The organism is Metabacillus schmidteae (genome assembly GCF_903166545.1).
Taxonomy (GTDB): Bacteria; Bacillota; Bacilli; order Bacillales; family Bacillaceae; genus Metabacillus; species Metabacillus schmidteae.
Map to the genome: position 1 here is coordinate 2,197,619 of NZ_CAESCH010000001.1, position 23,389 is coordinate 2,221,007.

At 34.8% G+C, this 23,389-nt stretch carries 22 protein-coding genes; 18 read left to right on the top strand and 4 right to left on the bottom strand.

Translation table 11 applies throughout. The features are described from left to right. Positions 1-65: 65 nt before the first annotated feature. Positions 66-269, top strand: a complete 204-nt coding sequence (locus HWV59_RS10490; RefSeq protein WP_102231999.1) for a cold-shock protein — start codon at positions 66-68, stop codon at positions 267-269. A 37-nt stretch (positions 270-306) separates the two neighbouring features. Here the strand turns inward: HWV59_RS10490 and HWV59_RS10495 are convergent, their stop codons facing one another. Then, entirely contained in the window at positions 307-486 is a 180-nt protein-coding gene (locus tag HWV59_RS10495) for an H-type small acid-soluble spore protein (RefSeq protein ID WP_102232000.1), read from the bottom strand. 164 nt (positions 487-650) lie between these two features. On the opposite strand from HWV59_RS10495, the gene HWV59_RS10500 reads away from it, so the two are divergent. Continuing rightward, entirely contained in the window at positions 651-1,757 is a 1,107-nt protein-coding gene (locus HWV59_RS10500) for a phosphatidylglycerol lysyltransferase domain-containing protein (RefSeq protein WP_102232001.1), read from the top strand. Between the two features lie 33 nt (positions 1,758-1,790). On the opposite strand, the gene HWV59_RS10505 is transcribed toward HWV59_RS10500, so the two are convergent. After that, positions 1,791-2,078, bottom strand: coding sequence for a DUF6509 family protein (locus tag HWV59_RS10505; RefSeq protein WP_102232002.1), 288 nt, complete (start codon positions 2,076-2,078; stop codon positions 1,791-1,793). Between the two features lie 474 nt (positions 2,079-2,552). Here HWV59_RS10505 and HWV59_RS10510 point away from each other — a divergent pair, with 474 nt between their 5' ends. The 4 genes from HWV59_RS10510 to HWV59_RS10525 all read left to right on the top strand — a co-directional run bounded on the left by HWV59_RS10510 (position 2,553) and on the right by HWV59_RS10525 (position 7,937). Beyond that, positions 2,553-3,821, top strand: coding sequence for an ammonium transporter (locus tag HWV59_RS10510; protein ID WP_102232003.1), 1,269 nt, complete (start codon positions 2,553-2,555; stop codon positions 3,819-3,821). A 55-nt stretch (positions 3,822-3,876) separates the two neighbouring features. Next, positions 3,877-4,866, top strand: a complete 990-nt coding sequence (locus HWV59_RS10515) for a DUF294 nucleotidyltransferase-like domain-containing protein (RefSeq protein WP_102232004.1) — start codon at positions 3,877-3,879, stop codon at positions 4,864-4,866. Then, positions 4,863-5,567, top strand: coding sequence for an exonuclease domain-containing protein (locus HWV59_RS10520; protein WP_102232005.1), 705 nt, complete (start codon positions 4,863-4,865; stop codon positions 5,565-5,567). Before HWV59_RS10515 ends, HWV59_RS10520 begins: the two co-directional genes overlap by 4 nt. A 357-nt stretch (positions 5,568-5,924) precedes the next feature. Beyond that, positions 5,925-7,937, top strand: a complete 2,013-nt coding sequence (locus HWV59_RS10525) for a methyl-accepting chemotaxis protein (protein WP_175638808.1) — start codon at positions 5,925-5,927, stop codon at positions 7,935-7,937. 167 nt (positions 7,938-8,104) lie between these two features. On the opposite strand, the gene HWV59_RS10530 is transcribed toward HWV59_RS10525, so the two are convergent. Then, positions 8,105-8,296, bottom strand: a complete 192-nt coding sequence (locus HWV59_RS10530; protein WP_175638809.1) for a histidine kinase — start codon at positions 8,294-8,296, stop codon at positions 8,105-8,107. Between the two features lie 248 nt (positions 8,297-8,544). Further along, on the bottom strand, positions 8,545-9,003 hold the full coding sequence (locus tag HWV59_RS27390) for a CBO0543 family protein (protein WP_328824241.1): 459 nt from the start codon (positions 9,001-9,003) through the stop codon (positions 8,545-8,547). 335 nt (positions 9,004-9,338) lie between these two features. Between HWV59_RS27390 and HWV59_RS10535 the strand changes: the two genes are divergently transcribed. The 12 genes from HWV59_RS10535 to lepB all read left to right on the top strand — a co-directional run bounded on the left by HWV59_RS10535 (position 9,339) and on the right by lepB (position 23,296). Beyond that, positions 9,339-11,093, top strand: coding sequence for an ABC transporter ATP-binding protein (locus HWV59_RS10535; protein WP_102232009.1), 1,755 nt, complete (start codon positions 9,339-9,341; stop codon positions 11,091-11,093). A 9-nt stretch (positions 11,094-11,102) separates the two neighbouring features. Then, positions 11,103-12,923 (top strand): ABC transporter ATP-binding protein, encoded by a 1,821-nt coding sequence (locus HWV59_RS10540; RefSeq protein ID WP_175638810.1) that lies wholly within the window; start codon positions 11,103-11,105, stop codon positions 12,921-12,923. A 149-nt stretch (positions 12,924-13,072) separates the two neighbouring features. Then, entirely contained in the window at positions 13,073-13,231 is a 159-nt protein-coding gene (locus HWV59_RS10545; protein WP_175638811.1) for a hypothetical protein, read from the top strand. A gap of 296 nt (positions 13,232-13,527) precedes the next feature. Continuing rightward, positions 13,528-14,970, top strand: coding sequence for an NAD-dependent malic enzyme (locus HWV59_RS10550; protein ID WP_102232011.1), 1,443 nt, complete (start codon positions 13,528-13,530; stop codon positions 14,968-14,970). A gap of 222 nt (positions 14,971-15,192) precedes the next feature. Beyond that, positions 15,193-15,864 (top strand): Yip1 family protein, encoded by a 672-nt coding sequence (locus tag HWV59_RS10555; protein WP_102232012.1) that lies wholly within the window; start codon positions 15,193-15,195, stop codon positions 15,862-15,864. Beyond that, positions 15,864-16,985 (top strand): efflux RND transporter periplasmic adaptor subunit, encoded by a 1,122-nt coding sequence (locus HWV59_RS10560; protein ID WP_175638812.1) that lies wholly within the window; start codon positions 15,864-15,866, stop codon positions 16,983-16,985. Before HWV59_RS10555 ends, HWV59_RS10560 begins: the two co-directional genes overlap by 1 nt. Continuing rightward, positions 16,982-17,665, top strand: a complete 684-nt coding sequence (locus HWV59_RS10565; RefSeq protein WP_102232014.1) for an ABC transporter ATP-binding protein — start codon at positions 16,982-16,984, stop codon at positions 17,663-17,665. The genes HWV59_RS10560 and HWV59_RS10565 overlap by 4 nt, the downstream gene beginning before the upstream one ends. After that, positions 17,666-18,859, top strand: coding sequence for an ABC transporter permease (locus tag HWV59_RS10570; protein ID WP_102232015.1), 1,194 nt, complete (start codon positions 17,666-17,668; stop codon positions 18,857-18,859). A gap of 333 nt (positions 18,860-19,192) precedes the next feature. After that, the gene (gene pfkB, locus HWV59_RS10575) at positions 19,193-20,104 is read left to right on the top strand and encodes a 1-phosphofructokinase (protein ID WP_102232016.1); all 912 of its coding nucleotides are present in this window, start codon (positions 19,193-19,195) and stop codon (positions 20,102-20,104) included. A gap of 13 nt (positions 20,105-20,117) precedes the next feature. Next, positions 20,118-21,977 carry a PTS fructose transporter subunit IIABC gene (locus tag HWV59_RS10580; RefSeq protein ID WP_175638813.1) on the top strand — a complete coding sequence of 620 codons (1,860 nt, stop codon included), beginning with the start codon at positions 20,118-20,120 and terminating at the stop codon, positions 21,975-21,977. Between the two features lie 123 nt (positions 21,978-22,100). Further along, positions 22,101-22,523, top strand: coding sequence for an organic hydroperoxide resistance protein (locus tag HWV59_RS10585; RefSeq protein ID WP_175638814.1), 423 nt, complete (start codon positions 22,101-22,103; stop codon positions 22,521-22,523). Positions 22,524-22,735: 212 nt separating this feature from the next. Beyond that, entirely contained in the window at positions 22,736-23,296 is a 561-nt protein-coding gene (gene lepB, locus HWV59_RS10590) for a signal peptidase I (RefSeq protein ID WP_175638815.1), read from the top strand. Positions 23,297-23,389: the final 93 nt, after the last annotated feature.

Here is a 23,389-nt window from a genome sequence, read left to right on the forward strand (position 1 = left end):
CAAGCGATTATAATATATCTAAAAAATATAGAGCAACGTATGAAAAATCTTTGGGGGTATTATTTTTGAAAACTACTGGTATTGTAAAATGGTTTAATTCAGAAAAAGGTTTTGGATTTATAGAAATTGCAGAAGGTAATGATATATTCGTTCACTTCAGTGCTATTACTGGTGAAGGTTTTAAAACGTTAGAAGAAGGACAAAAAGTAGAATTCAACAAAGTTGAAGGAAACAGAGGTCCTCAAGCCGAAGACGTAGTGAAATTATAAGCATAATATATGTAGGGGCTGACAAGTGTCAGTCCCTTTACTCTTCAAACAAACCATCAACAGGAACATTCTTTTCTGCTTGAGGATTACTCAGTGGGAAAATACGGGCAGTTCCTTGTTCCTCATTAACAGATTGTATATAAATAGATTCTCCTTCATATTGTACATTCACCATTTCACCCATATTGGCAATTTCTTTAGCTCGATTTACATTCATTATTTTCACTCCTTTAAAAATCGAATTCACCACTTTTAGTAAAAGTCTATATTTACAATTTCCTAATCTGCTCAAATTATGCTAAAAACTGAGATTTAAAATGTATTTTCTTAAAGATGAGGATGTGTTATCTTGTATAGAGAGAAAAAGGGGGAGACAGAGTTTTGTTAACTGCATTTGGCATAGTATTTTCAATCATTGTTGTATTAATTGTCCTATACACCAATTCTCTCAAGACTGGTCAATATATATCTACTTCAGCTTTTGTTTTATCTTTTGTAAAGAAATATGGTGGAAACACTTTATCGCATTTGCTATTTTTGGAAGATAAACAGGTGTTTTTGGCACAGAATGACTCTGTTTTAATTTCCTACAAACAAATGGGGAAGAAGTTATTCGTTTTAGGTGATCCGATTGGAGACGAAGAAAGGCTTGAAGATGGATTGGAAGAGTTTTTTCAATTTGCTTTAAAGCAACGGTTGACACCAATTTTTTATCAAGCTTCTGAAAGATATACTGCAAGTCATAAAAAACGAGGTTATCGTTTATTTAAAATTGGAGAAGAGGCAAAGGTCAATTTAACTAACTTTGTTATTGAAGGGAAAAAATTCAGTAACATGCGAAACATAAGAAATAAATTTACAAAAGAAGGATATTCTTTTTCTGTTGTTCATCCACCATTTAGTAAAGAATTAATGGAGGAAATGCAATTTGTTTCAGATGAGTGGTTACATGATCGGAAAGAGAAAGGGTTTTCGGTAAGTTCTTTTTCAGAAGATTATATTGGGAATTTTTCTGTATCCTTATTTCGTGATCCGAATGGTTGTTTATTAGCATTTGCAAGCCTGCCTTCTGATTACCAACAGAAGCAAGCGATAAGTATTGATCTTATGAGATATCGTAAACACAGTCCAAGGGCAACGATGGATATGGTTTTCATTTCAACAATACTTTGGGCAAAAGAAAAAGGGTACTCAATTTGTAGTTTAGGTATGTCTCCTTTATCTAATGTTGGAATTGAGCCGAATTCACCTTATCCAGAAAAAATAGCTAGGTATGCTTTTTTGAACGGTTGTAAGTTCTATAACTTTAAAGGGTTACGAAAATTTAAGGGTAAGTTTGCAACAAATTGGACTCCGAGATATTTGGTCTATAAAAAATCATTATTGTTTTTTCTCATCATACAGCTAATTATAATAGTGAGGAAAGAACCTAAACAAAAAGAATCAATAACAATAAGAAAATATATTCGTAATAAACAGGCGATTTAAAAAGAGGACACCATTATAGGTGTCCTCTTTAGTTCATAACGTTGCTACCACTTGCTCACAATATGATTTAACTTGTTGTTCTTCATCTTCATCTAATGCAAAATCTAACACTTTCTCAGTTGTATTTTCAATAAAATCATATTGAGCGATTTTTGATTCGTTATTTTCAATGGCGAATATTAGTTTAAGTTTAATGCCGTGTTCACTGAATAATTCATCCTCTTCATCAACCTCAAGTGTCAGGAAGATTTCATAACGTTCACCAGACAGTATGCCAAATGGATCCTCAAGTAATTCAATTGTTGATTCTATAATCTTCATGTTAATACCTCTTTCTTTAAGTATACATCCTGTTAATTGCATTAATATTATAGCCCTTTCTTTCCACAAAGCCAAATTTTAAAAGATAAAGGATAGAAGCTGTTAAATTAACACAGTAAGTTTTTCTGTGAATATGTAATTTGGGGAGAGAAGGTGCAAATAACTTATTGTTAGTTGATGACTCTAACTTTTGTCCTAATAGGGCTGTTTCTTCGATTTTAAAGGACTTTAGTAATGAAATGTAAAAGAAGAAAGTAGTAGAAATAAATAAGTTAAAAGATGAATCTCACCTTGTGTTGAGGTTTTTTTGTGTTCAATGCGCGGTGATTTTATGTCAGATATTCTTACATACAATTATCAGAAACTTTCAAAAACGGGTTGACACTTATGGAATATCGTATAGAATAGTAAATAAGAAATAGATGTTATATTTTCTAACATCGAAAGTCAACAATTCAGACGGGAGGAAATGTAATGGAAGACACTTTGTTTTTAATGAATAGTGTATGGATTATGCTAGGTGCAATTTTAGTTATTTTTATGTTAGGTGGGTTTATTTTACTAGAAGCAGGCTCTACAAGAATGAAAAATGCAGGCCATATTGCCGGTAAAACAATTTTTACAGTTGGTCTTGCATCATTAGTTTATTGGGCAGTAGGGTATGCATTTACATTTGGAGGAAATGGCAACTTTTTCGTTGGATTAACAGACTTCTTTTATTCAGGAGCTCAAGCGGAAGGTGCGAGTTATTCAACTGCAGTATTCTTTGTTTTCCAATGTGCGTTTGCTTGTATCTCAATTACAATTGCTCTAGGTGGTTTCGCTGAACGTGCTAAATTATCTATTTATCTAGTATTTACAATTTTATTCTCAGCACTTATTTATCCTGTTATTGCTCATTGGATTTGGGGTGGCGGCTGGTTAGCTGAACACGGTAAGCAAGATTTCGCAGGATCAACTGTTGTTCACTTAACTGGTGCAATGGCTGCATTGGCTGCAACTATCCTTTTAAAACCTCGTATCGGTAAATACAATAAAGATGGCTCAGCAAACAATATTCAAGGCCATAACCAAGTATTTACAGCATTAGGTGTGTTAATTCTATGGGTAGGCTGGTTTGGTTTTAATGCCGGTAGTACTTTATCAGTTGATGCAGGATTCTTTGGCTTTGTTGCATTGAATACAAACTTAGCTGCTGGGGCCGGTGCAGTGGCTGCACTTCTAATTTCTTGGATGGTATTAGGGAAATCAGATGTACCAACAATGCTTAATGGTGCTTTGGCAGGTTTAGTTGCGATTACAGCTTCCTGTGCATTTGTTGACACATGGGCGGCAGTCGTAATCGGATTTATTGCTGGTATTCTAGTATTTTATGGTGCGAGATTCTTTGAAAAGAGAAAAATTGATGATCCGATCTTTGCGTTATCTGTACACGGTGTACCTGGTATCTGGGGAACATTATCTACAGGATTCTTTGCAACACCGGAGCTAGCAACTGTTGGTAAACCGGGTTTATTTTACGGCGGTGGTTTTGAACAATTAGGTGTACAATTTATGGGCGTGGCAGCTTCAGGTATCTATGCATTTGTTGTATCATTTATCATTCTTGCGATTGCGAAGAAAGTGATGAATGGCTTACGTGTAACTGAAGAAGAAGAAGTGATGGGATTAGACATCAGTGAGCATGGCAGCTACGGGTACCCGGAAGTATTTGCTTCCAAAGATCAAAATGTTGGTTCATAATAAGGATAAAAGGTCTGTAACACTCATTTTGACAAAACGTGAGGAAGTGTCTCTCATGAAAGGGAATTTTGATTCATATGAATCAATTAAAAAATGGAAAGATGAACAAATCCATAATTATGAGCTTGACGCAAGAGGCTTGAATGAATTTCATGATGAGATGATGAGGAGTGCTAGTCAAATAGCACTCTTTCATCATGAAAAAACTTATGGAAAACCACCTTGCTCTTTTTCCTGGTTTATTACAGGAAGTGGAGGGCGATATGAACAAGGAATTATAAGTGATCAAGATCACGGTTTAATTTATGAGGTGCATTCACGGCAGGCAGACGAGTACTTTAAAAAGCTTGGAGAAGAGTTATCAAGAGGACTTTTTATTGTTGGTTATCCGTATTGTGAAGGAAAAGTAATGAGCTCAAATCCTTTGTGGTGTAAATCTTTCCAAGCTTGGAAGGATCAGCTTATTCATTGGATGGACGAAAAAAGCTGGGAGTCGATAAGATATTTGCAAATTTTTTATGATTCTCGAAGATTAATAGGTAATGATGAATTTGTAAAAGAATTGAAGAAAACCATTTTCGACTATCAAAAGCTTGAACCGAAGCTTTTGAAACGGTTTATGGATAATATACAGCTTATTAAACAGTCTGTAGGTCCTTTAGGACAAATTTATGTGGAACAAAACGGCCAATATAAAGGATCTATTGACTTGAAGAGGGCGGCATTTTTACCATATGTGAATGCGATAAGGATTTTGGCAATTAAAGAAGGTATTTTACAAACTTCAACTTTAGAAAGATTAGATTGTTTAGCAGAAATTAGTCAATATCAGGAAGAGATGCTCTATTACAAACATAATTTTGTAAAGCTACTTGATTACAGAGTGATGTTATTTAAAAATGCTACTTCATATGATGATGTTCATTACTTAAATATAAAAAAAATGTCAAAGGAAGAAAAACGTGACATGAAAACAATTTTAAGGGATGGTAAAAAACTTCATCATTATGTAGAAGGTATTATTGAAAAAGGGTGTTTAACATGACATTTGATCCGTTCTTTTTTATGAAAGGAAAGCTCAGTGGACCACAAGGAAACCAAACTCATCAGCAAGTTGCTTATATGCGCCAATTGCAACGAGAAATGAAGGTTGAGGAAACACTGAATATACCGCTTACAGACCTTAATGTCATTGTGTTTGATATTGAAACTACAGGTTTTTATCCTGATCAAGGAGATCAAATTATTTCAATAGGTGCAATTAAAGTAAAAGGTGAAGAAATTAAACAGAAAGAAACATTTTATTCGTTAGTCCATTCAGAAAAAAAAATATCTGAGGAAATAAGTCAATTAACGGGAATAACAAACGGTGAATTGAATAGTGCTCCCCTGTTATCAGAGGTGCTTTTTCAATTTTTTCAATTTGCACAAGATTATACTCTTGTTGCACATCATGCAAATCATGAAAAGATATTTCTACAACATGCATCTTGGAAGTTATATCGTGCTCCATTTAAACATCGACTTGTTGACATGTCGTTTCTTTATCGCATAGCCGAGCCGGAACAAAAATTGGTCACACTCGAGGATTGCTGCGAGCATAATGGTATTCCGATTCATGGAAGACATCACGCTCTATATGATGCAAAGATAACTGCACAACTTTGGAGTATATATGTAAATAAGCTTAGACAAAAGGAATGTTATTCATTAAAAGATCTCTATGAGCGTTATACCATTGCTTGATTCAGAGAGACAGTCTTAGGTATAAATTATACACTAGGCCTGTCTCTTTTTATTTGTTTTCTACTATTAGGGAGGTATAGTAGTAAAACAAAAGAATTTATCTATTAATTCTGAATTTACATAATTGATAATAATTTATAGTCAAAATGGTCTGTGAGTAGTATTATAGAACTAATGAATTGTTAGTCTAATATAACGATAGCATGACTATTTTTAACAATTTGGTGAGGTGGGATACATTCCAAAATACATAAAATACTGCCATTTGTTGCAATAGATAGTAAATGGTTACTATTTCAATACAACCCTGCCATAGTTAAGAAGTTTACTTATTTAATAAAGAGGAGAAATCACAGCATGACAGACTTAATCAAACGTATGAAAAAGGCTCGAAAAAAGTGGAATTCTAATATATCAATAAGAAAAAAGTTAATTGTAGCTTTTGCATTTATTTTGCTTATACCTAGTCTCTTGATAGGACTAATATCATATAAATCTGCACAATCAGAGCTGGAAAAAAGTATGTTACAAACAGCTCGAGAAAGTGTACAACTTATTAATTCCTCCTTAAATACTCAGCTGGAGCCAATAAAAGAAGATGTCGACTATTTCGCAAAAACAGCTAAAACAGCCAATGCAAAAGTAGATGCAGAAGATACTGAGAAAATCATGTTGAAATTTAATCAGTATATCCAAACAAAGCCGAGTGCTCAGGCGATTTATATTGGATTTGATACAGGAGATATGATTATTTCACCAATGTCTGTTCAATTACCGGATGACTATGATCCTAGAGATCGTCCCTGGTATACTCTCGCAATGGAAAATAAAGGTGAAGTTGTGATAACTGATCCTTATATCGATGCTAATACAAATGAAATATCTGTAACGTTTGCAAAAGTTCTAAACGACGGTTCAGGTGTTGTAGCGATTGATATTGATATTAATTCTTTAAGTAAATTAACGAGTGAGGTTAAGGTTGGGAGTGAAGGATATGTTACAATCATTGGCAAGACGAAAAACTATATCATTCATCCAACTATGCAAGGTGAAGAGGTAAAAGGAAATTGGTCAGATAATTTATTCGAAAGTAAAAACGGAACTTTTTCATACCAATTAGATCACAATAAAATGCAGATGGATTTCACAACAAATGAACTTACAGGTTGGAAAATTGCTGGTACGCTTTATACAAGTGAAACAACAGATATTGCAAATGGAATTTTAAAAGATACCTTAATCGTAATTTTTATTTCATTTGTAGTGGGCGGCATCATTATTTTTGTGATTATAAGATCAATTCTACAGCCTATCCGTAAGTTAATTCGTAACTCGGAGAGAATTTCAAATGGTGATTTACAGGTAGAAATTGATACAAGCTCAAATGATGAGATTGGTAAACTGTCTAAAAGTTTTCATGTAATGGTTGAGAATTTACGCAATGTTATTACTAATTTACAGTCCGCATCTGAACGAGTTAGTTCATCTTCTGAAGAATTAATCGCAAGTGCTGATCAAACAACGATAGGGACAAAACAGGTAGCAGAGGCTATTCAAGAGGTTGCTGCGGGTGCAGAGCAACAAACGAATAAAATCGAGGCAAACAATTTAGCTTTAGAAGAAGTTCTCCAAGGTATTTTTCGAATTACCTCAAGCTCCTTAAGTGTATCTAATCTATCCCAAGATACAATTAATGAAGCAGAAATTGGCGGGCAATATGTAAAGGATAGTTTGGAACAAATGAAATTTATCCATGCTTCTGTTTCAGAATCTAACAAGGTCATTCAATCGCTTTCTAATCGCTCTCAAGAAATTGGTAAAATATTAGATGCAATTTCGGATATTGCAAATCAAACGAATTTATTAGCGCTTAATGCAGCGATTGAGGCTGCGAGAGCTGGTGAACATGGGAAGGGATTTGCTGTTGTTGCTGCTGAGGTACGGAAACTTGCTGAACAATCTCAACTTTCAGCAGGACAAATCTCTGCCCTTATTTTATCCATTCAACAAGACACAGACAAATCTGTTGAGGTTATGGATGAGGTATCGAAAAATGCTGAACAAGGACTTTCCATTTCAATAGAGACTTCAGAAAAATTTGAATTAATTATGGAGCAAATGAATAGTATGACACCACAGATTGAAGAAGTAACAGCAGTTGTACAACAAATTTCCGCTGCTGTTCAGGAAGTTAGTGCTTCAGCAAATGAATTAGTTGTCATAGCAAAAGAAAGTTCTGCGACTTCTGAAGAAGTAGCTGCAACAACTGAAGAGCAGCTGGCTTCTATGGAGGAAATAACACTGGCTGCAAAATCTTTAACAGATATGGCTGAGGGACTTCAATCGATAATAGAACGTTTTAATGTATAAAATATTAACTAGCTAATTAAGCCGAATGTGCGATTAGCTAGTTTTTTCTTTTTTATAATAGAAAATAAATAGTAGGCTAGAGATGATACGTATGGGGTACAGCATCAGCTGTTTCAGAAGAATAAGTTCGTTTCGAAGGCTATCATAGTTGATACCTTCGAATGAACTTATTGATTTTTGGGATCTTGGTTGGAGGGGAATAGAAAATATGAAATGAGACCTGAAAATACTGCACCGCTAAATGCAATTATTGTTCTTATTTCGATTGAAATATCTTCGCCATAATTCTGATCAAGAATTCTAATCGCAAAGATAAAAACAATAATTGATATTGGAATGACAATTTTTAACCTTTTCAACATGACACATCCTTTAAGAAATAAATAACATAATCTCCAGATAGTTTAACATAAAAAAGTTAAAGGATGTAAAAGTTGGTTTGATCGGTATATCGCTAATGTTTGCATAACTAAGGGAGTAAGAATACCGATTCCTACTTTTTCTTTCTATTGTAAAGGTAAATGGCCATGAGGATATATGTAGAAAATAGCAGTATTATAAAATCCGCAAGGGCTAATTCGGTCATTGTTCACCAACTTTTAAGGTATTACTTTAACTCACTTAGTGTGGGGTGAAAAATAAACAACAAAAGAATAATGATGGGCAATGAAATCAATAGGCTGCGTAGTGGACTAATAAAATGAATCCTTATAACGATAAACATGATGATGTTAAATAAAGTTGACCACCATTCGTTCCATCCATTATCATAAATAAACAATCCTCTTTTGCTAAAAAGGATTTCAATAAAAGAAAAATACATTATCCAGAGACCAACATAAATGCTGACTTTCTTCCATCCCTTAGGAAAGTATCTTAAATAAATCATTATTACGACAGGTATAATAAAAAAAGTAAAGGTGATTTCAATTAACGTATGATTTAACCACTCAACGGTCTTAGGCTTATATGCCCACAATGTATGTTGGTAAAATAAAAAGTTATATAAAAGGTTACATATAATATAAAACTGTACCGTCGAATAATAATCCTTCCATCTTCCCAATCCACAAACAATATCGCAAATATGATATACACGACTATAACGAGAAGTAAGTACATAATTTTCCTCTTGGTAAAATTCTTTATTTTTTACAGCTATTGCCTTGTTTCACATTTTTCATACAAAGATAACACCTATTAAATGAATTTATATGTTAAATATAAGTTTAATCACTTCTACATCCTTTGGAGTAGAACTATTCATTCCATAGACTTGTTTTTGAAAATTTCAGATAAATAACTGGAAAAATATTTCGATTCCCGATATATTTAAACGTATCACGTTATATTTATAGATAATGTGATCAAAAATGCAAACAAAACTTGGGGAGGGTATCTATGGAAACGTTTAAAAAGCTGAAAAGCTTTTATTGGCCATTTAAGAAATATTTTTTATGGTCATTATTTTTTGTCATATTCATTACGACCATTACTGTCGTCTATCCGATTGTTCTTCAATTAACGATTGATGAAATTGTATTAAAAGGACAATATGAATATATTCCATGGATTGTGAGTGGATTTTTAGCATTAATGGTTATAAAAGGGGTATCTGCGTTTTTTCATCAATATTTAGGAGATATGTTCGGAATTCAATCTGTCTACAGACTTCGAAATGCATTATATGAGAAACTTCAAAGGCTGCCATTTATGTATTATGACAATGCTAAAACGGGTGATTTAATGTCGCGTTTAACAGCTGATGTTGAAGGTTTTCGTTTCTTTTTATCCTTCGGGTTTTCAGAACTTGTACGTTTTATTCTTTTAGTATGTGGAACTTTAACTGTTATGTTTCTTTACTCTGTTCCATTAACGCTGGTTACGATTGCCGCATTACCGTTTTTGGCCTTGGCTGTGTATCGTTTTGATAAGAGAGTACATCCTGCTTTTCGGAATATTCGTAAATCGTTTGGGAAGTTGAATACAAATGTTCAAGAGAATATTAGCGGAATCCAAACAGTGAAAGCCCTTTCTCGTGAGGGATTTGAAATAGATAAATTTAATCAAGCAAATGGAGATTATAAGGAAAAATCATTAACAACATCTTTTGTTTGGTCTAAGTTCTTCCCGCTAATGGAGCTAATAGGTAATATTTGTGTTGTTGCATTGCTTGCATATGGAAGTGTTTTAGTCATTCGAGGGGGGCTGCAACCAGGTGAGCTCGTAGCCTTTTTTAGCTTGGTTTGGTATTTAATGGGCCCTATCATGCATTTGGGATTTGTGATTAACCTATTCTCTCAATCTAAGGCATCTGGTGAGAGATTGCTTGAAATCCTTGATGCTGAAGAGACGATTAGAGATATGGAGTCTGTCATTCCTGAAACAAAGATAAATGGAGATGTAGCATTTCATCATGTAAGCCTTCAGTATAATAAGGAAGATGAGCTTGCTTTGAATAACATATCCTTCCATGCAACAAGTGGAAAAACAATCGGATTAATTGGTGCAACTGGATCAGGAAAAACGAGTTTAACTCAACTTCTAACACGATTTTATACTCCATCAAGTGGTCAAATATTAATCGACGGTCGAGATATTGGTGATTATTCCTTAAAAGCATTACGCTCGAATATTGGGGTTGTCTTACAAGAATCATTTTTATTTTCTTCAACAATAAAGTCTAATATTTCTTATGGCCGTCCAGATGCATCAATGGATACCATAATTGATGCAGCCAAAAGAGCTCAAGCTCATGAGTTTATTATGGAATTGCCTAATGGATACGATACATTGCTCGGGGAGCGGGGGCTCGGTTTATCAGGAGGCCAAAAGCAGAGAATTGCAATTGCAAGGGCCATATGTATGAATCCAAGTATTTTAATATTAGATGACTCAACTAGTGCAGTTGATATGACAACAGAATTTAATATTCAAAAAGCGCTAAAAGAAGTCATGAAGGGAAGAACAACCTTTATAATTGCTCATCGAATCTCATCTCTAAAACATGCTGATGAGATCCTTGTACTTGAAAACGGTTTAATTGTAGAAAGAGGAAAACATGAAGACTTGATAATGAATAATGGATATTACAAACGAATTTATAATATTCAATATAAGGACCAAAAGGCTGTATTACAGCCATCTGTCGGGTAGGTGATAATAATGAATCATAATGAGAAAAAAGAAAAAATCATGGAGAGGTTTCACTACTCTACAGATACAATTATTGATAAACCATTTAACTGGCAGCAAATGTGGAGATTATTTAGTTATTTGAAGCCATATTCAAAAACATTGCTTCCAGCAGCATTTGTTGCAGTATTCATTTCAGCTCTTGTTCGGTTGGTAGCTCCAATCTTAATAGGAAAATACACTCTAGACTTTGCAATTGCTAATAAAGATATAAATTTATTAACTATTTTGGTTGTGACAATTGCAGGATTATATGTCTTGAGTTATATCGCAAATAGATTCCGTATTAAATGGATGAATTTGCTAGGTCAGAACGTTATATATGATATTCGTAAGCATTTATTCACACATGTTCAAACATTGTCACATCGATTTTTTGATCAACGTTCAGCAGGTTCTATTCTTGTACGAATCATGAATGATATTAATTCACTTCAAGAGTTGTTTACTAGTGGAGTGATAAATCTATTAATGGATTTTATCCTTTTAATTGGAGTAGTTGCTTTATTATTTACACTAAGTCCACAACTTACACTTGCTATATTAATTATTGTTCCATTAATGTTTTTTATTTCTACAAGTTTACGAAAAAAAATCCGTCGTTCCTGGCAAACAGTTAGGTTAAAACAATCAAAATTAAATTCACATTTAAATGAATCTATTCAGGGAATTCGTGTAACACAATCATTTACACAGGAAAAAGAAAATATAGAATTTTTTGATGGGGTAAATTCTGAAAACTTACGAGCTTGGCAAAATGCAACAAAACGGAATGCTATGTTTACACCAATGGTTGAAATGACCAATGCAATTGGAACAGCGATTTTAATTGCGTATGGTGCTAGTTTAATAGCAAATGAATCCATTACAATTGGAATCTTCGTTTCTTTTGCCTTTTACTTAGGAATGTTTTGGGAGCCTATCTCACGCTTAGGGCAGGTCTATAATCAGTTGCTTATGGGGATGGCTTCATCTGAAAGGATCTTTGAGTTTTTAGACGAAAAACCGAATGTCGCTGAATCTCAACGACCAATCCTGTTAACAAAAATGGAAGGGAAAATATCCTTTGAATCAGTTGAATTTGCCTATGATTCTTCAAGAAAGGCATTACATGAGGTCTCACTTACCATTGATGCAGGGCAAACAGTCGCTCTTGTAGGGCATACTGGTTCAGGTAAAACGACAATTGCAAACTTAATTAGTCGTTTTTATGATGCAACGGCAGGACAGGTGAAAATTGATGATATTAATATTAAGGATTTATCAATACAGGAGCTTAGGTCTCAAATAAGCGTAGTTCTTCAGGATACTTTTATTTTCTCTGGAACAATCATTGATAATATCCGCTTCGGTCGCCCTGATGCCTCTGATGAGGATGTTATGAAAGCGGCAAAGGCAGTAGGAGCAGATGATTTTATTAAAAATTTATCAAACGGTTATTTTACAGAGGTAGAAGAGAGAGGAAACGTTCTATCTGTTGGTGAACGACAATTAATTTCATTTGCAAGAGCCCTGCTTGCAGATCCACGAATTATTATTTTGGATGAGGCAACTGCTAGTATTGATACAGAAACAGAAGTGAAAATTCAACATGCTTTGAGAACACTTCTAAAAGGAAGAACTGCTATAATGATTGCTCATCGACTCTCAACAATTCGAGAAGCAGATAATATCATTGTGCTTGATCATGGCCATATTATGGAACAAGGAGATCATCAACAACTGATGGAGAAAAAGGGTATTTACCATGGTTTAGTGAAAGCTCAATTCAATATGTTAGAGGTAGGATAATAAGGCAATAACCCGTTGTTTTCTTGAAATTTGAACATTTTCTAAAATATTTAACAACCTATTTACAATACTTAAAATTAGAGATATTATTTTTGTTGGAAGTAGAATCTACTTTTAATTCCGCTTATTATTGGAGGCGCAACAAAACAATGTGGGTTATAACCTTATATGATGAAGAGAATATTAAAATGTATGAGTTCGATAATGAGGAAGAAGCGAAACAGTCTTTAAAGAAGATGAAAGGTCAAACAGTTCTCTCACATATTATTTATTACAATGATCAGATACTTGAAGCAGTTCATCCATAAAACATTGCAGTCGGCTCCATAAAGGGGTCGGCTTTTTTGTTTGAGCAAAAAAATAAAATTTTATGGATGATAGAATAAATTAAGGCAAGCCATTAGACTTGGCGATAAGCAAGATTAAAACAAAATAGTCAAAAAGTTTTTTATGTTAAAAAGTTAGAAAACAGTTACAATTAAGAAAAGTTGTACTAAAATGGAGACAGGGTATTAAAACGCTTCCAATGAATGTGTTGTTATGAAGGAAAATTACATAAGTTGTTCTAATATCCCTCATAAAGTATTGAAAATGGAGGTCAAAGATGTCACAACTAAGCAATGCTAGCACAAATATTATTATTCGATTGCATTTTCAAAAAAACTTAATTACGTTTAGTGAAATTGCAAAAGTTATAGGTGAAGTTGGCGGAGATATAATAGGAATCGATGTGATCTCTACAAGTAAAACACAAACTGTACGTGATATCACGATTACAGTGAAAAATCAAAAGCATGGTCAGAGTGTGATGGATGTTCTTGGGTTATTAAAAGGTGTTAAGGTGATCTCAGTTTCAGATCGTACATTTCTTTTACATCTTGGAGGAAAAATTGAAGTTACACCAAAAAACCCAATTAAAAACCGTGATGACTTATCAAGAGTTTATACCCCTGGAGTCGCGCAGGTGTGTAATGCGATAGCAGATGAACCACAAAAAGCGCACTCCTTAACAATCAAAAGGAATACTGTTGCGGTAGTTTCAGATGGCACAGCAGTATTAGGTCTTGGAGATATAGGTCCGCTAGCTGCAATGCCGGTTATGGAAGGAAAAGCGATGCTATTTAAACAAATGGCTGATGTTGATGCTTTTCCAATTTGTCTGGACACAAAAGATCCTGATGAGATCATCAGGATTGTTAAAGCGATTGCTCCTGCCTTTGGTGGAATTAATCTAGAGGATATCTCTTCACCAAGATGTTTTGAAATTGAAGAAACACTTAAATCGGAATTGAATATTCCTGTTTTTCACGATGATCAGCACGGTACAGCGGTAGTCTTGTTAGCTGGACTTTATAATGCACTGAAATTGACAGGTAAGAAAATAGAAGAAATTAAAGTTGTGTTAAATGGTGTCGGAGCTGCGGGGACAGCTTGTGCAAAAATGTTAATTGCAGCAGGTGTTCGTCAAATCATTGGAGTTGACCGCATGGGTGCAATTAATAGGAGTGAAACATACGAAAATCCTAATTGGAATGCTTTTGCACAGATGTCGAATCCGGATAACTTAAGTGGTTCGCTTTCTGATGTCATAATAGACGCAGATGTATTTATCGGAGTATCCGCTCCGGGAGTTTTAACAGTCGAGCACTTACAATCAATGGCAAAAGATCCGATTGTGTTTGCTTTGGCAAACCCTGATCCGGAAATTGATCCTGAACTAGCAGAGCCGTACGTGAAGGTATTGGCAACTGGACGTTCCGATTACCCAAATCAAATCAATAATGTTCTATGTTTTCCAGGTATTTTCCGTGGTGCATTAGATTGTCGTGCTTCCGAAATCAATGAGCAGATGAAAATTGCAACAGCAAAAGCAATCGCGGATGTTGTCTCTGATGACGAATTAAGTGAAACATATATCGTACCAAGTGTCTTCAATCAAAAGGTTGTAGAAAAAGTTAGAAAAGCTGTTGTAAAAGCTGCGCTTGAATCAGGTGTTGCAAGAAAAGATATGTACAAAGAAGAAACTGTTTTACAAGAAAATCGATAGATAGATAAAAACTCTTAAGTTCATTTTCATACAAACTTCTCGAACGTATTATTTGAAGTTTATATGAATGATGGTACTTAAGAGTTTTTTGTAGTTGATCTCAAGTTTTGTTAAGTAAAAATAATGTTTAGAAACTTTTTTAAAATTAAACAACTATTTTATGAAACTATTTCCAATTAATCTCGTATAAGTAATGGAAAATATATTTTGGAGGGAAAAAGGATGGAACAGGAAACAGTACAATCAAAGAAACCATCATTATTTGGAATGATTTTTCAACCGGGGGAACAGTTTGAACGAATGAGAGAGAAACCAGTCATTTGGCTTCCTTTAATCATTTTATCGATTCTGGGTGCGGTCGTAGGAGTGTTAGCGGGTTTAAACGTAGATTACGCAACAGTTCCAGGAATGGAAGGAATGCCAGCTGAACAAATTGAAATGTCAAAAATGTTCGGAGTTATCTTTGGTGGCATTGGGGCATTATTTGGAACTCCGATTGGATTTGTAATATTTGCTGCTATTTTGTTTGGAATCACAAAGATTGCAAAATCACCAATTACATTTAAACAAATGTTTTCATTAATTCTTTTTACAAGTTTTATTTCTACAATTGGGCAAGTGTTAAACCAACTGATCATCTATGCTATTGGTTCAGACCCAACTGTGATGCTTACAAGTATTAATAGTTTTATTGGTGCTGAAGGTGTTATGGGTGGTGTTTTAAGCACTATCGAGGTTTTTAATATTTGGTATTATATTTTATTAGGTATTGGACTTGTAAAAGTAGCCCAAATATCTAAGCCGGCAGCTTATACAATCACAATTATTTTCTTTGCTTTAGGACTGATTGTAGCTGTAGTTTCCGGAGCCTTAGAAGGGCTGGCGCAATTCTAATGAAGAAAAAGGTATGGATTTCAATTGCAGTAGTGGCTTTAATCGGACTATTAGTTGGAGTAAATATCTACAGGGCATCAAATCAAGAAGTTCTATCAGTCGAAACAGCGACTGTAGAAGAGCGAGAATTAACCGGGAATGTGATGGTTCCCGGTACACTTTCTTTAAGCCAAGAGTACTTTGTCTACTATGTGCCTGAAAATGGTCAGGTAGAAGCGGTTCTTGTTAAAGAAGGGGATAAGGTGGAAGAAGATACACCTTTATTAAGATATGAAAACGAGCAATTACAATTAGAAAAAGAACAAAATGCACTTTCTCTTGAATCCTCCTATTTGCAAATTAATCGAATTAAAGATCAAATTGATGATCTAGATGAGAAAGAAAAGGATTTAGAAGATCAATTGGGTAAAGAGGAAGCTGAAAATCAAGTTGATGCTGAACGTGATCAACTTAAGACTGATTTGAAGGTGGCAGACCTTGAAGCAAGACAAGTCCAACTTCAAAAAGAAACGATTGAAAGTAAGATTGATAATCTTGTCGTGACGAGTGAAAATGCTGGCACAGTCTTATCTATTGATGAAGAGGCAATAAAAGGTATTTCACAAACTCCTATTCTACATATAGGTAATCCTGAAGAACTTATTGTGAAGGGAACAATATCTGAATATGACTCCTTAAAAATAATTGAAGACCAAGCAGTTACATTGCGATCAGATGTTCTTACAGATAAGGAATGGAAAGGAAAAGTAGAAAAGGTTAGTTATTTACCTATACAAAATGAGACTGTGGCGGTAAGTGGTGAAGAAACCGCTGTTCAATATTCAATCGAGGTATCAATTGATGATAAAAATATTGAAGCAAAACCCGGGTTTAAGCTAATTATGGATATTGAAACTGAAAAACGATCTGCTCTAGCTGTTCCTTTAGAAGCTGTAAAACAAGATGGTGAAAACTATTATGTGTATACCGTTGAAGAAGGAAAAGCAGTTCGTAATGATGTCGAAATTGGCACAGCTAGTGATGAGTTTATGGAAATTAAAACAGGTCTTAAATCAGGAGCAAAAGTCATCATTAATCCTTCAGAAGAAGTCCGAGATAACGTGGAAGTGAATGAAAAATGATTGAGTTAACGTCTATAACTAAAAGCTATAAGGTAGGTCAAGATACGTTAGACGTGTTAAAAAATATCAATCTTACAATAAAACATGGCGAGTTTGTTGCCATTATGGGACCTTCAGGTTCAGGTAAATCAACTTTAATGAACGTAATTGGTTGTTTGGATAATCCTTCATCAGGAACATATCTTTTAGATCAAGAAGATATCTCAATATATAAAGATGAAATGCTGGCAAAAGTACGAAATCTCTCTATCGGCTTTGTTTTTCAACAATTTCAGTTATTACCAAGATTAACAGCGTTAAAAAATGTGGAACTCCCCATGGTCTATGCAGGTTACAATAAGAAAGAGCGTGAAGAACGTGCAAAACAAGCGCTTGAAAAGGTTGGTTTAGCTGAAAGAATGAATCACCTGCCGAATGAATTATCAGGTGGACAAAAACAACGTGTTGCTATTGCCAGATCAATTGTCAATGAGCCCAAAATTATTTTGGCAGACGAGCCGACAGGTGCACTCGATAGTAAAACGAGTATTTCCATTATGGAGCAGTTTACCCAACTAAACAAAGAAGGCACTACAGTCATTCTTGTTACCCATGAACAAGAGGTTGCTGATTACGCAAATAGAATTATCACGGTTAGAGATGGGATTATTCTCTCTGATGAAGAGCGGGGGAGATTCTAAATGAGTTTAATTGAAAATTTGAAAATGGCGTTAAGCTCAGTTCTCGCTCATAAATTGCGATCCATTTTAACAATGTTAGGTATCATAATAGGGGTTGCATCAGTCATTCTTGTTGTGGCAATAGGACAGGGCGGAGAACAATTATTAAAAACATCAATAACAGGTCCGGGTAATACAATAGAAGTATTTTATGAACCGAGTGAAGAAGAATTGTTATCAAATCCAAATGCATATATGAGTGCAGCGTTTACACAAGAAGATGTAACTGCATTAAGTGAGATCCCTGAAGTGAAAAAAGTAGTTGCATCATCAACAGAATACTTTCAAACTAGTTTCCGTGAAGAAACAGCTGATACTAGTGTATATGGTATAAACCAAGCTTATATGGAAGTGAATAGTTTAAACGTTCAATCTGGGAGAAACCTTTTAGAAAGTGATTATATAGGGGGAACCAGAGTAGGGATTATTAGCGATGAGTTACGTAAAGAGCTTTTCGATGATAAGTCTGCTGTAGGTGAAGTCATTTGGGTTAAAGGTCAGCCCATTGAAATTGTTGGCGTCATGGAAAAGCCTACTGGTTTATTTGCTTTTGGAGCTATGGAAGTTTATGTTCCTTGGAATACATTTCGAAACTCATTTGGTAAAAATGAATACAACCAAGTAACCTTGCAAGCCAATAGTGCTGATGTCATGAAGGAAGTTGGAGATAAAGCAACTACTCTATTAAATACAGCTCATAATACTGAAGATTCTTATAGTGTATTTAATATGGAAGAAATGGCGGAAGGAATAGGACAGATCACAAATATTATGACACTGATTATTGGCTCCATAGCGGGAATATCTCTTTTGGTTGGTGGAATAGGTGTCATGAATATTATGCTTGTTTCTGTAACAGAAAGAACAAGAGAAATAGGAATACGTAAAGCTCTAGGTGCAACCAAAAGGCAAATTCTAACACAATTTTTAATTGAATCTGTGACACTTACTCTTATAGGTGGGGCTTTAGGTATTATTTTAGGTGCTGTGGCAGCAAATATCGTATCAATCTTTGCCGGATGGCCACCGCTAATTTCATGGGAAGTTGTGGTTGGAGGATTACTATTCTCAATGATAATAGGAATTGTATTTGGAATGCTCCCGGCAAATAAAGCAGCCCGATTAAGTCCAATTGAATCTTTACGATATGAATAAGAAAGAAAACCTCACATTCACCTTGTGAGGTTTTTCTATTTTAAAAAATGGTTTAAATAAGCCATTCATTAAGATTTACAAATTTTTAATCATATTAGTAAAAGTATTTTAATTCTGAAGGTGATTGTTTATGACTGATATAATATTATATAAATATAAAATTGATAGTTTTTGATATTTTATGATTGATTTTGATTGAAAGTGACAGTATAATAAGGTGTAAGTAAGCGGTGAATTCGCTTACAAAATAATGACAATTAAATATCTACAATGGGTATAAGGAGAAGAATTTCTTTATCCGAATAAAAATTAAGCAATAAAGGTAGTGAATTCATGATTTATACTGTTACGTTAAATCCATCTGTGGATTATATTGTTAGACTAGATCAATTTGAACTTGGATCTTTAAACAGAATGACAGACGATTCCAAGTTTCCCGGTGGTAAAGGGATTAATGTTTCAAGAGTAATGAAACGATTAGGTGTAGAATCTAAGGCAATTGGTTTTTTAGGTGGTTTCACGGGTGCTTTTATTGAAGGTTTTTTAACCAATGAAAATATCAATCATCAGTTTATTAAAGTATCAGGTGATACGCGAATTAACATAAAATTAAAAACCGAAGTCGAAACAGAGATTAACGGCTTAGGGCCAATTGTAACTGAAGAGCAATTAGATCAATTTTTACAACAATTTGAACAAATGGATAGTGAAGATATTGTACTACTAGCAGGAAGTATACCTGGAACATTACCATCCTCCATTTATAAGAGAATAATGGATATTTGTAAAGAAAAAGAGATCAAAGTGGTTGCGGATGTTTCAGGAGATGCATTAGAAGAAGTTGTGTCTGAAAAGCCTTTCTTAATTAAACCGAATCATCATGAATTAGGTGAATTATTCGGGACAAAAATTGAAACGGTGGAAGACGCTCATGATTATGCGAAGAAGCTAGTATCTCAAGGAGTTCAACACGTAATTGTGTCGCTAGCTGAAAAGGGCGCTTTGCTTGTAACTGAAACAAAAAGTTTTGTTGCTAATGTTCCGAAGGGAAAAGTATTAAATTCGGTTGGTGCAGGTGATTCTGTAGTTGGGGGTTTTTTAAGTTCCTATACAACAAATCATCCAATTGAGGAAGCTTTTAAGATTGGAGTAGCTTCAGGAAGTGCAACAGCTTTTTCACTTGAGCTTTGTACTAAAGAAAAAATAGAAGAACTATTACCTCAAATTGAAGTGAAGAAGGTATAGAGGGGGAAGTAAGATGAGAATTACAGAGGTATTAACAAAAAATACAATTACACTAAACATTCAATCTTCAACTAAAAGTGATGTCGTTAAAGAACTGGTAGAAGTATTAGACCGTGCTGGTAAACTTTCAGATAAGGCGGCTTACGAACAGGCTGTTTTAGATCGTGAAAAACAAAGTACAACAGGAATTGGTGATGGAATTGCCATTCCTCATGCAAAAACAAGTGCTGTAAAAGAACCAGCGATTGTATTTGGTCGATCAGTTGAAGGTGTAGATTATGAGTCATTGGATGGTCAGCCAAGCTATCTATTCTTTATGATTGCTGCTCCTGAAGGTGCAAACAATACTCACTTAGAAGCATTATCGAAATTATCGAGTATTTTAATGAAACAAGAAGTAAGAGATCAATTAATGGCTGTAAAAACAGTTGAAGATGTGTTGGCTACAATTGATAAATATGATGTTCAAGAGGATGGCGAAGAAGTACAAGGTACGAATGAAGGAAAAATTCTAGCTGTAACTGCTTGTCCTACAGGAATTGCACATACGTATATGGCAGCTGATGCGTTAAAAGAAAAAGCAAGAGAAATGAATCTTTCCATTAAAGTTGAAACAAATGGCTCAGGTGGGGCAAAGAATGTTTTAACTGCAGCAGAAATTGAAGAAGCTACAGCTATTATTGTGGCAGCAGATAAGCAAGTCGAAATGGATCGCTTTAAAGGAAAACATGTGATCATTGTTCCGGTAGCGGATGGAATTCGTAAAACAAAGGAACTACTTGAGCGCGCTGTTAATCAAGATGCTCCCATTTTTAAAGGAAGTGGAGAAGGAACCAAAGAAGAGGGCAGTAGTGAACGAACAGGATTTTATAAACACTTAATGAATGGTGTTTCTAATATGTTGCCGTTCGTTGTAGGTGGGGGTATCCTTATTGCATTATCTTTCTTATTTGGCATCCATGCATCAGATCCAAACGATCCTTCACATAATGTTTTTGCGGAAGCTTTAAGTACGATTGGTGGCGGAAATGCTTTTGGCTTAATGATTCCAGTCTTAGCAGGATTTATCGCATTAAGTATAGCTGATCGTCCTGGATTAGCACCTGGTATGGTTGGCGGATTTATGGCAGCTCAAGGGGGAGCAGGTTTCTTAGGTGGTTTAATTGCTGGTTTCTTGGCGGGATACATTGTTGTTCTTTTAAAGAAGGTACTATCTGGTTTACCTGCTTCTTTAGAAGGAATCAAACCTGTTTTATTATACCCGGTATTAAGTATCTTCTCAGTCGGGATGATTATGTTCTTTGTCGTTAACAAACCAGTAAGTGCATTAAATGCTGGGATTAGTGATTTCTTAGGTGGATTAGGGACTGGCAATCTAATATTACTTGGATTATTATTAGGTGGAATGATGGCGATTGATATGGGTGGTCCTATCAATAAAGCTGCCTTTACATTCGGAATTGCTATGATCGATTCAGGAAATTTTGCACCACATGCTGCTGTTATGGCTGGTGGAATGGTTCCTCCGTTAGGAATTGCACTAGCAACAACTTTATTTAAAAACAAATTCACCAAACGTGAACGTCAATCTGGTATTACTTGCTATATTATGGGTGCGTCATTTATTACGGAAGGTGCAATCCCATTTGCTGCAGCAGACCCAGGTCGTGTTATTCCTTCTGTGGTGACAGGTTCAGCTGTTGCCGGGGCATTAGCGATGTTCTTTGGAAATGGATTACGAGCTCCTCACGGGGGTGCCTTTGTTATTCCATTAGTAGAAGGTAATCCATTATTATATCTTCTTGCCATCGTAATTGGTGCAGTTGTAACTGCTATTATGCTTGGAATTTTGAAAAAACCTGTTAATGAATAAAAAGTAAGCTGATATGTTTCGGATTCATTCGAAGCATATCAGCTTTTTTTGATTAGAAATGCAAAAAGTAGGGTACATTCTAGTAATGGTCATACTAAAGAAATTGAAAGGTGGAAATGTCTTATGTCAAAACCATTATTTACTTCAACTGCCAAAGCTGTTGGTGGTAGAGATGGGAAAGTAGAATCATCTGATGGAAAAATAAACTTAAAGTTAGCTATGCCTGGTTCCAAACAGGCTGAAGAAAATCCTGATGCAACAAATCCTGAACAACTGTTTGCTGCAGGATATTCGGCATGTTTTGATGGAGCCCTTCAACTAATGGCGAAAAGAGAAAAGGTTCATTTCGAATCTGAAGTTACTGCAAATGTTTCTTTATTAAAAGATGAATCAGATGATGGGTTTAAAATCGGGGTTACCCTACAAGTGAAAGGGACAGGCATTGAAAAAGACAAACTAAAGGATCTGGTTGAAAAAGCTCATGAATTCTGCCCATATTCAAAAGCAACCAGAGGTAATATTGATGTAGAGCTAGAGGTTGTCTAACAAATATATAAAAAATAAGCTCCTTAAAATTAAGGAGCTTATTTTTTCGTATTTTAAATATAAGTCTGTATCCATTGACCATTCTCAAAATTTCACTTCGATCCACTTTGAAACAGACTCTGTTAAAAAGAAAAAGCATATTCTAAAATTTTAGCAAATACTGATGTAAAGAGGTATAATAATGAAGAGGAATGAAATTAGGAGGACTTTTCATGTCACAAACAGATACTGAAACAACAAAATCCAAAATATGGGAATGGGCAAAGGCTATCGTTTTAGCTGTAGGGTTGGCAATGATAATACGGTTCTTTTTATTTGAGCCATATCTTGTTGAAGGCTCATCAATGGACCCAACATTACATGATGGTGATCGTCTATTTGTAAATAAAACATTAAAATTTATTGGTGAAATTGAGAAGGGTGATATTGTTATCATCGATGGTGAAGAAGAAGACATACGGTATGTAAAGCGAATTATCGGGTTACCCGGTGATACGGTTCGCGCTGATAAAGGACAAGTTTATGTAAATGATGAGCTGACTGAGGAGCCCTATTTAGTGGAAAACCGTGACGAAGCTGAACAGTTAGGAATGATGCTAACTGGAGATTTTGAAGAAGTTGAAGTACCTGAAGGAAGCTATTTTGTTATGGGAGATAACCGTTTAAATAGCATGGACAGTCGAAATGGATTAGGGCTTATAGAATCAAGCCGTATACTTGGTAAATCTGAATTTATTTTTTATCCATTTGATCATTTTCAGCAAACAAAATAAAACTTAAAGTCGATGTTTTAAACTTCGGCTTTTTTTATGTTCATATTTCTGTAACATTTCATCTTTCCAATCGTCTACTTCAAAGAGATTACA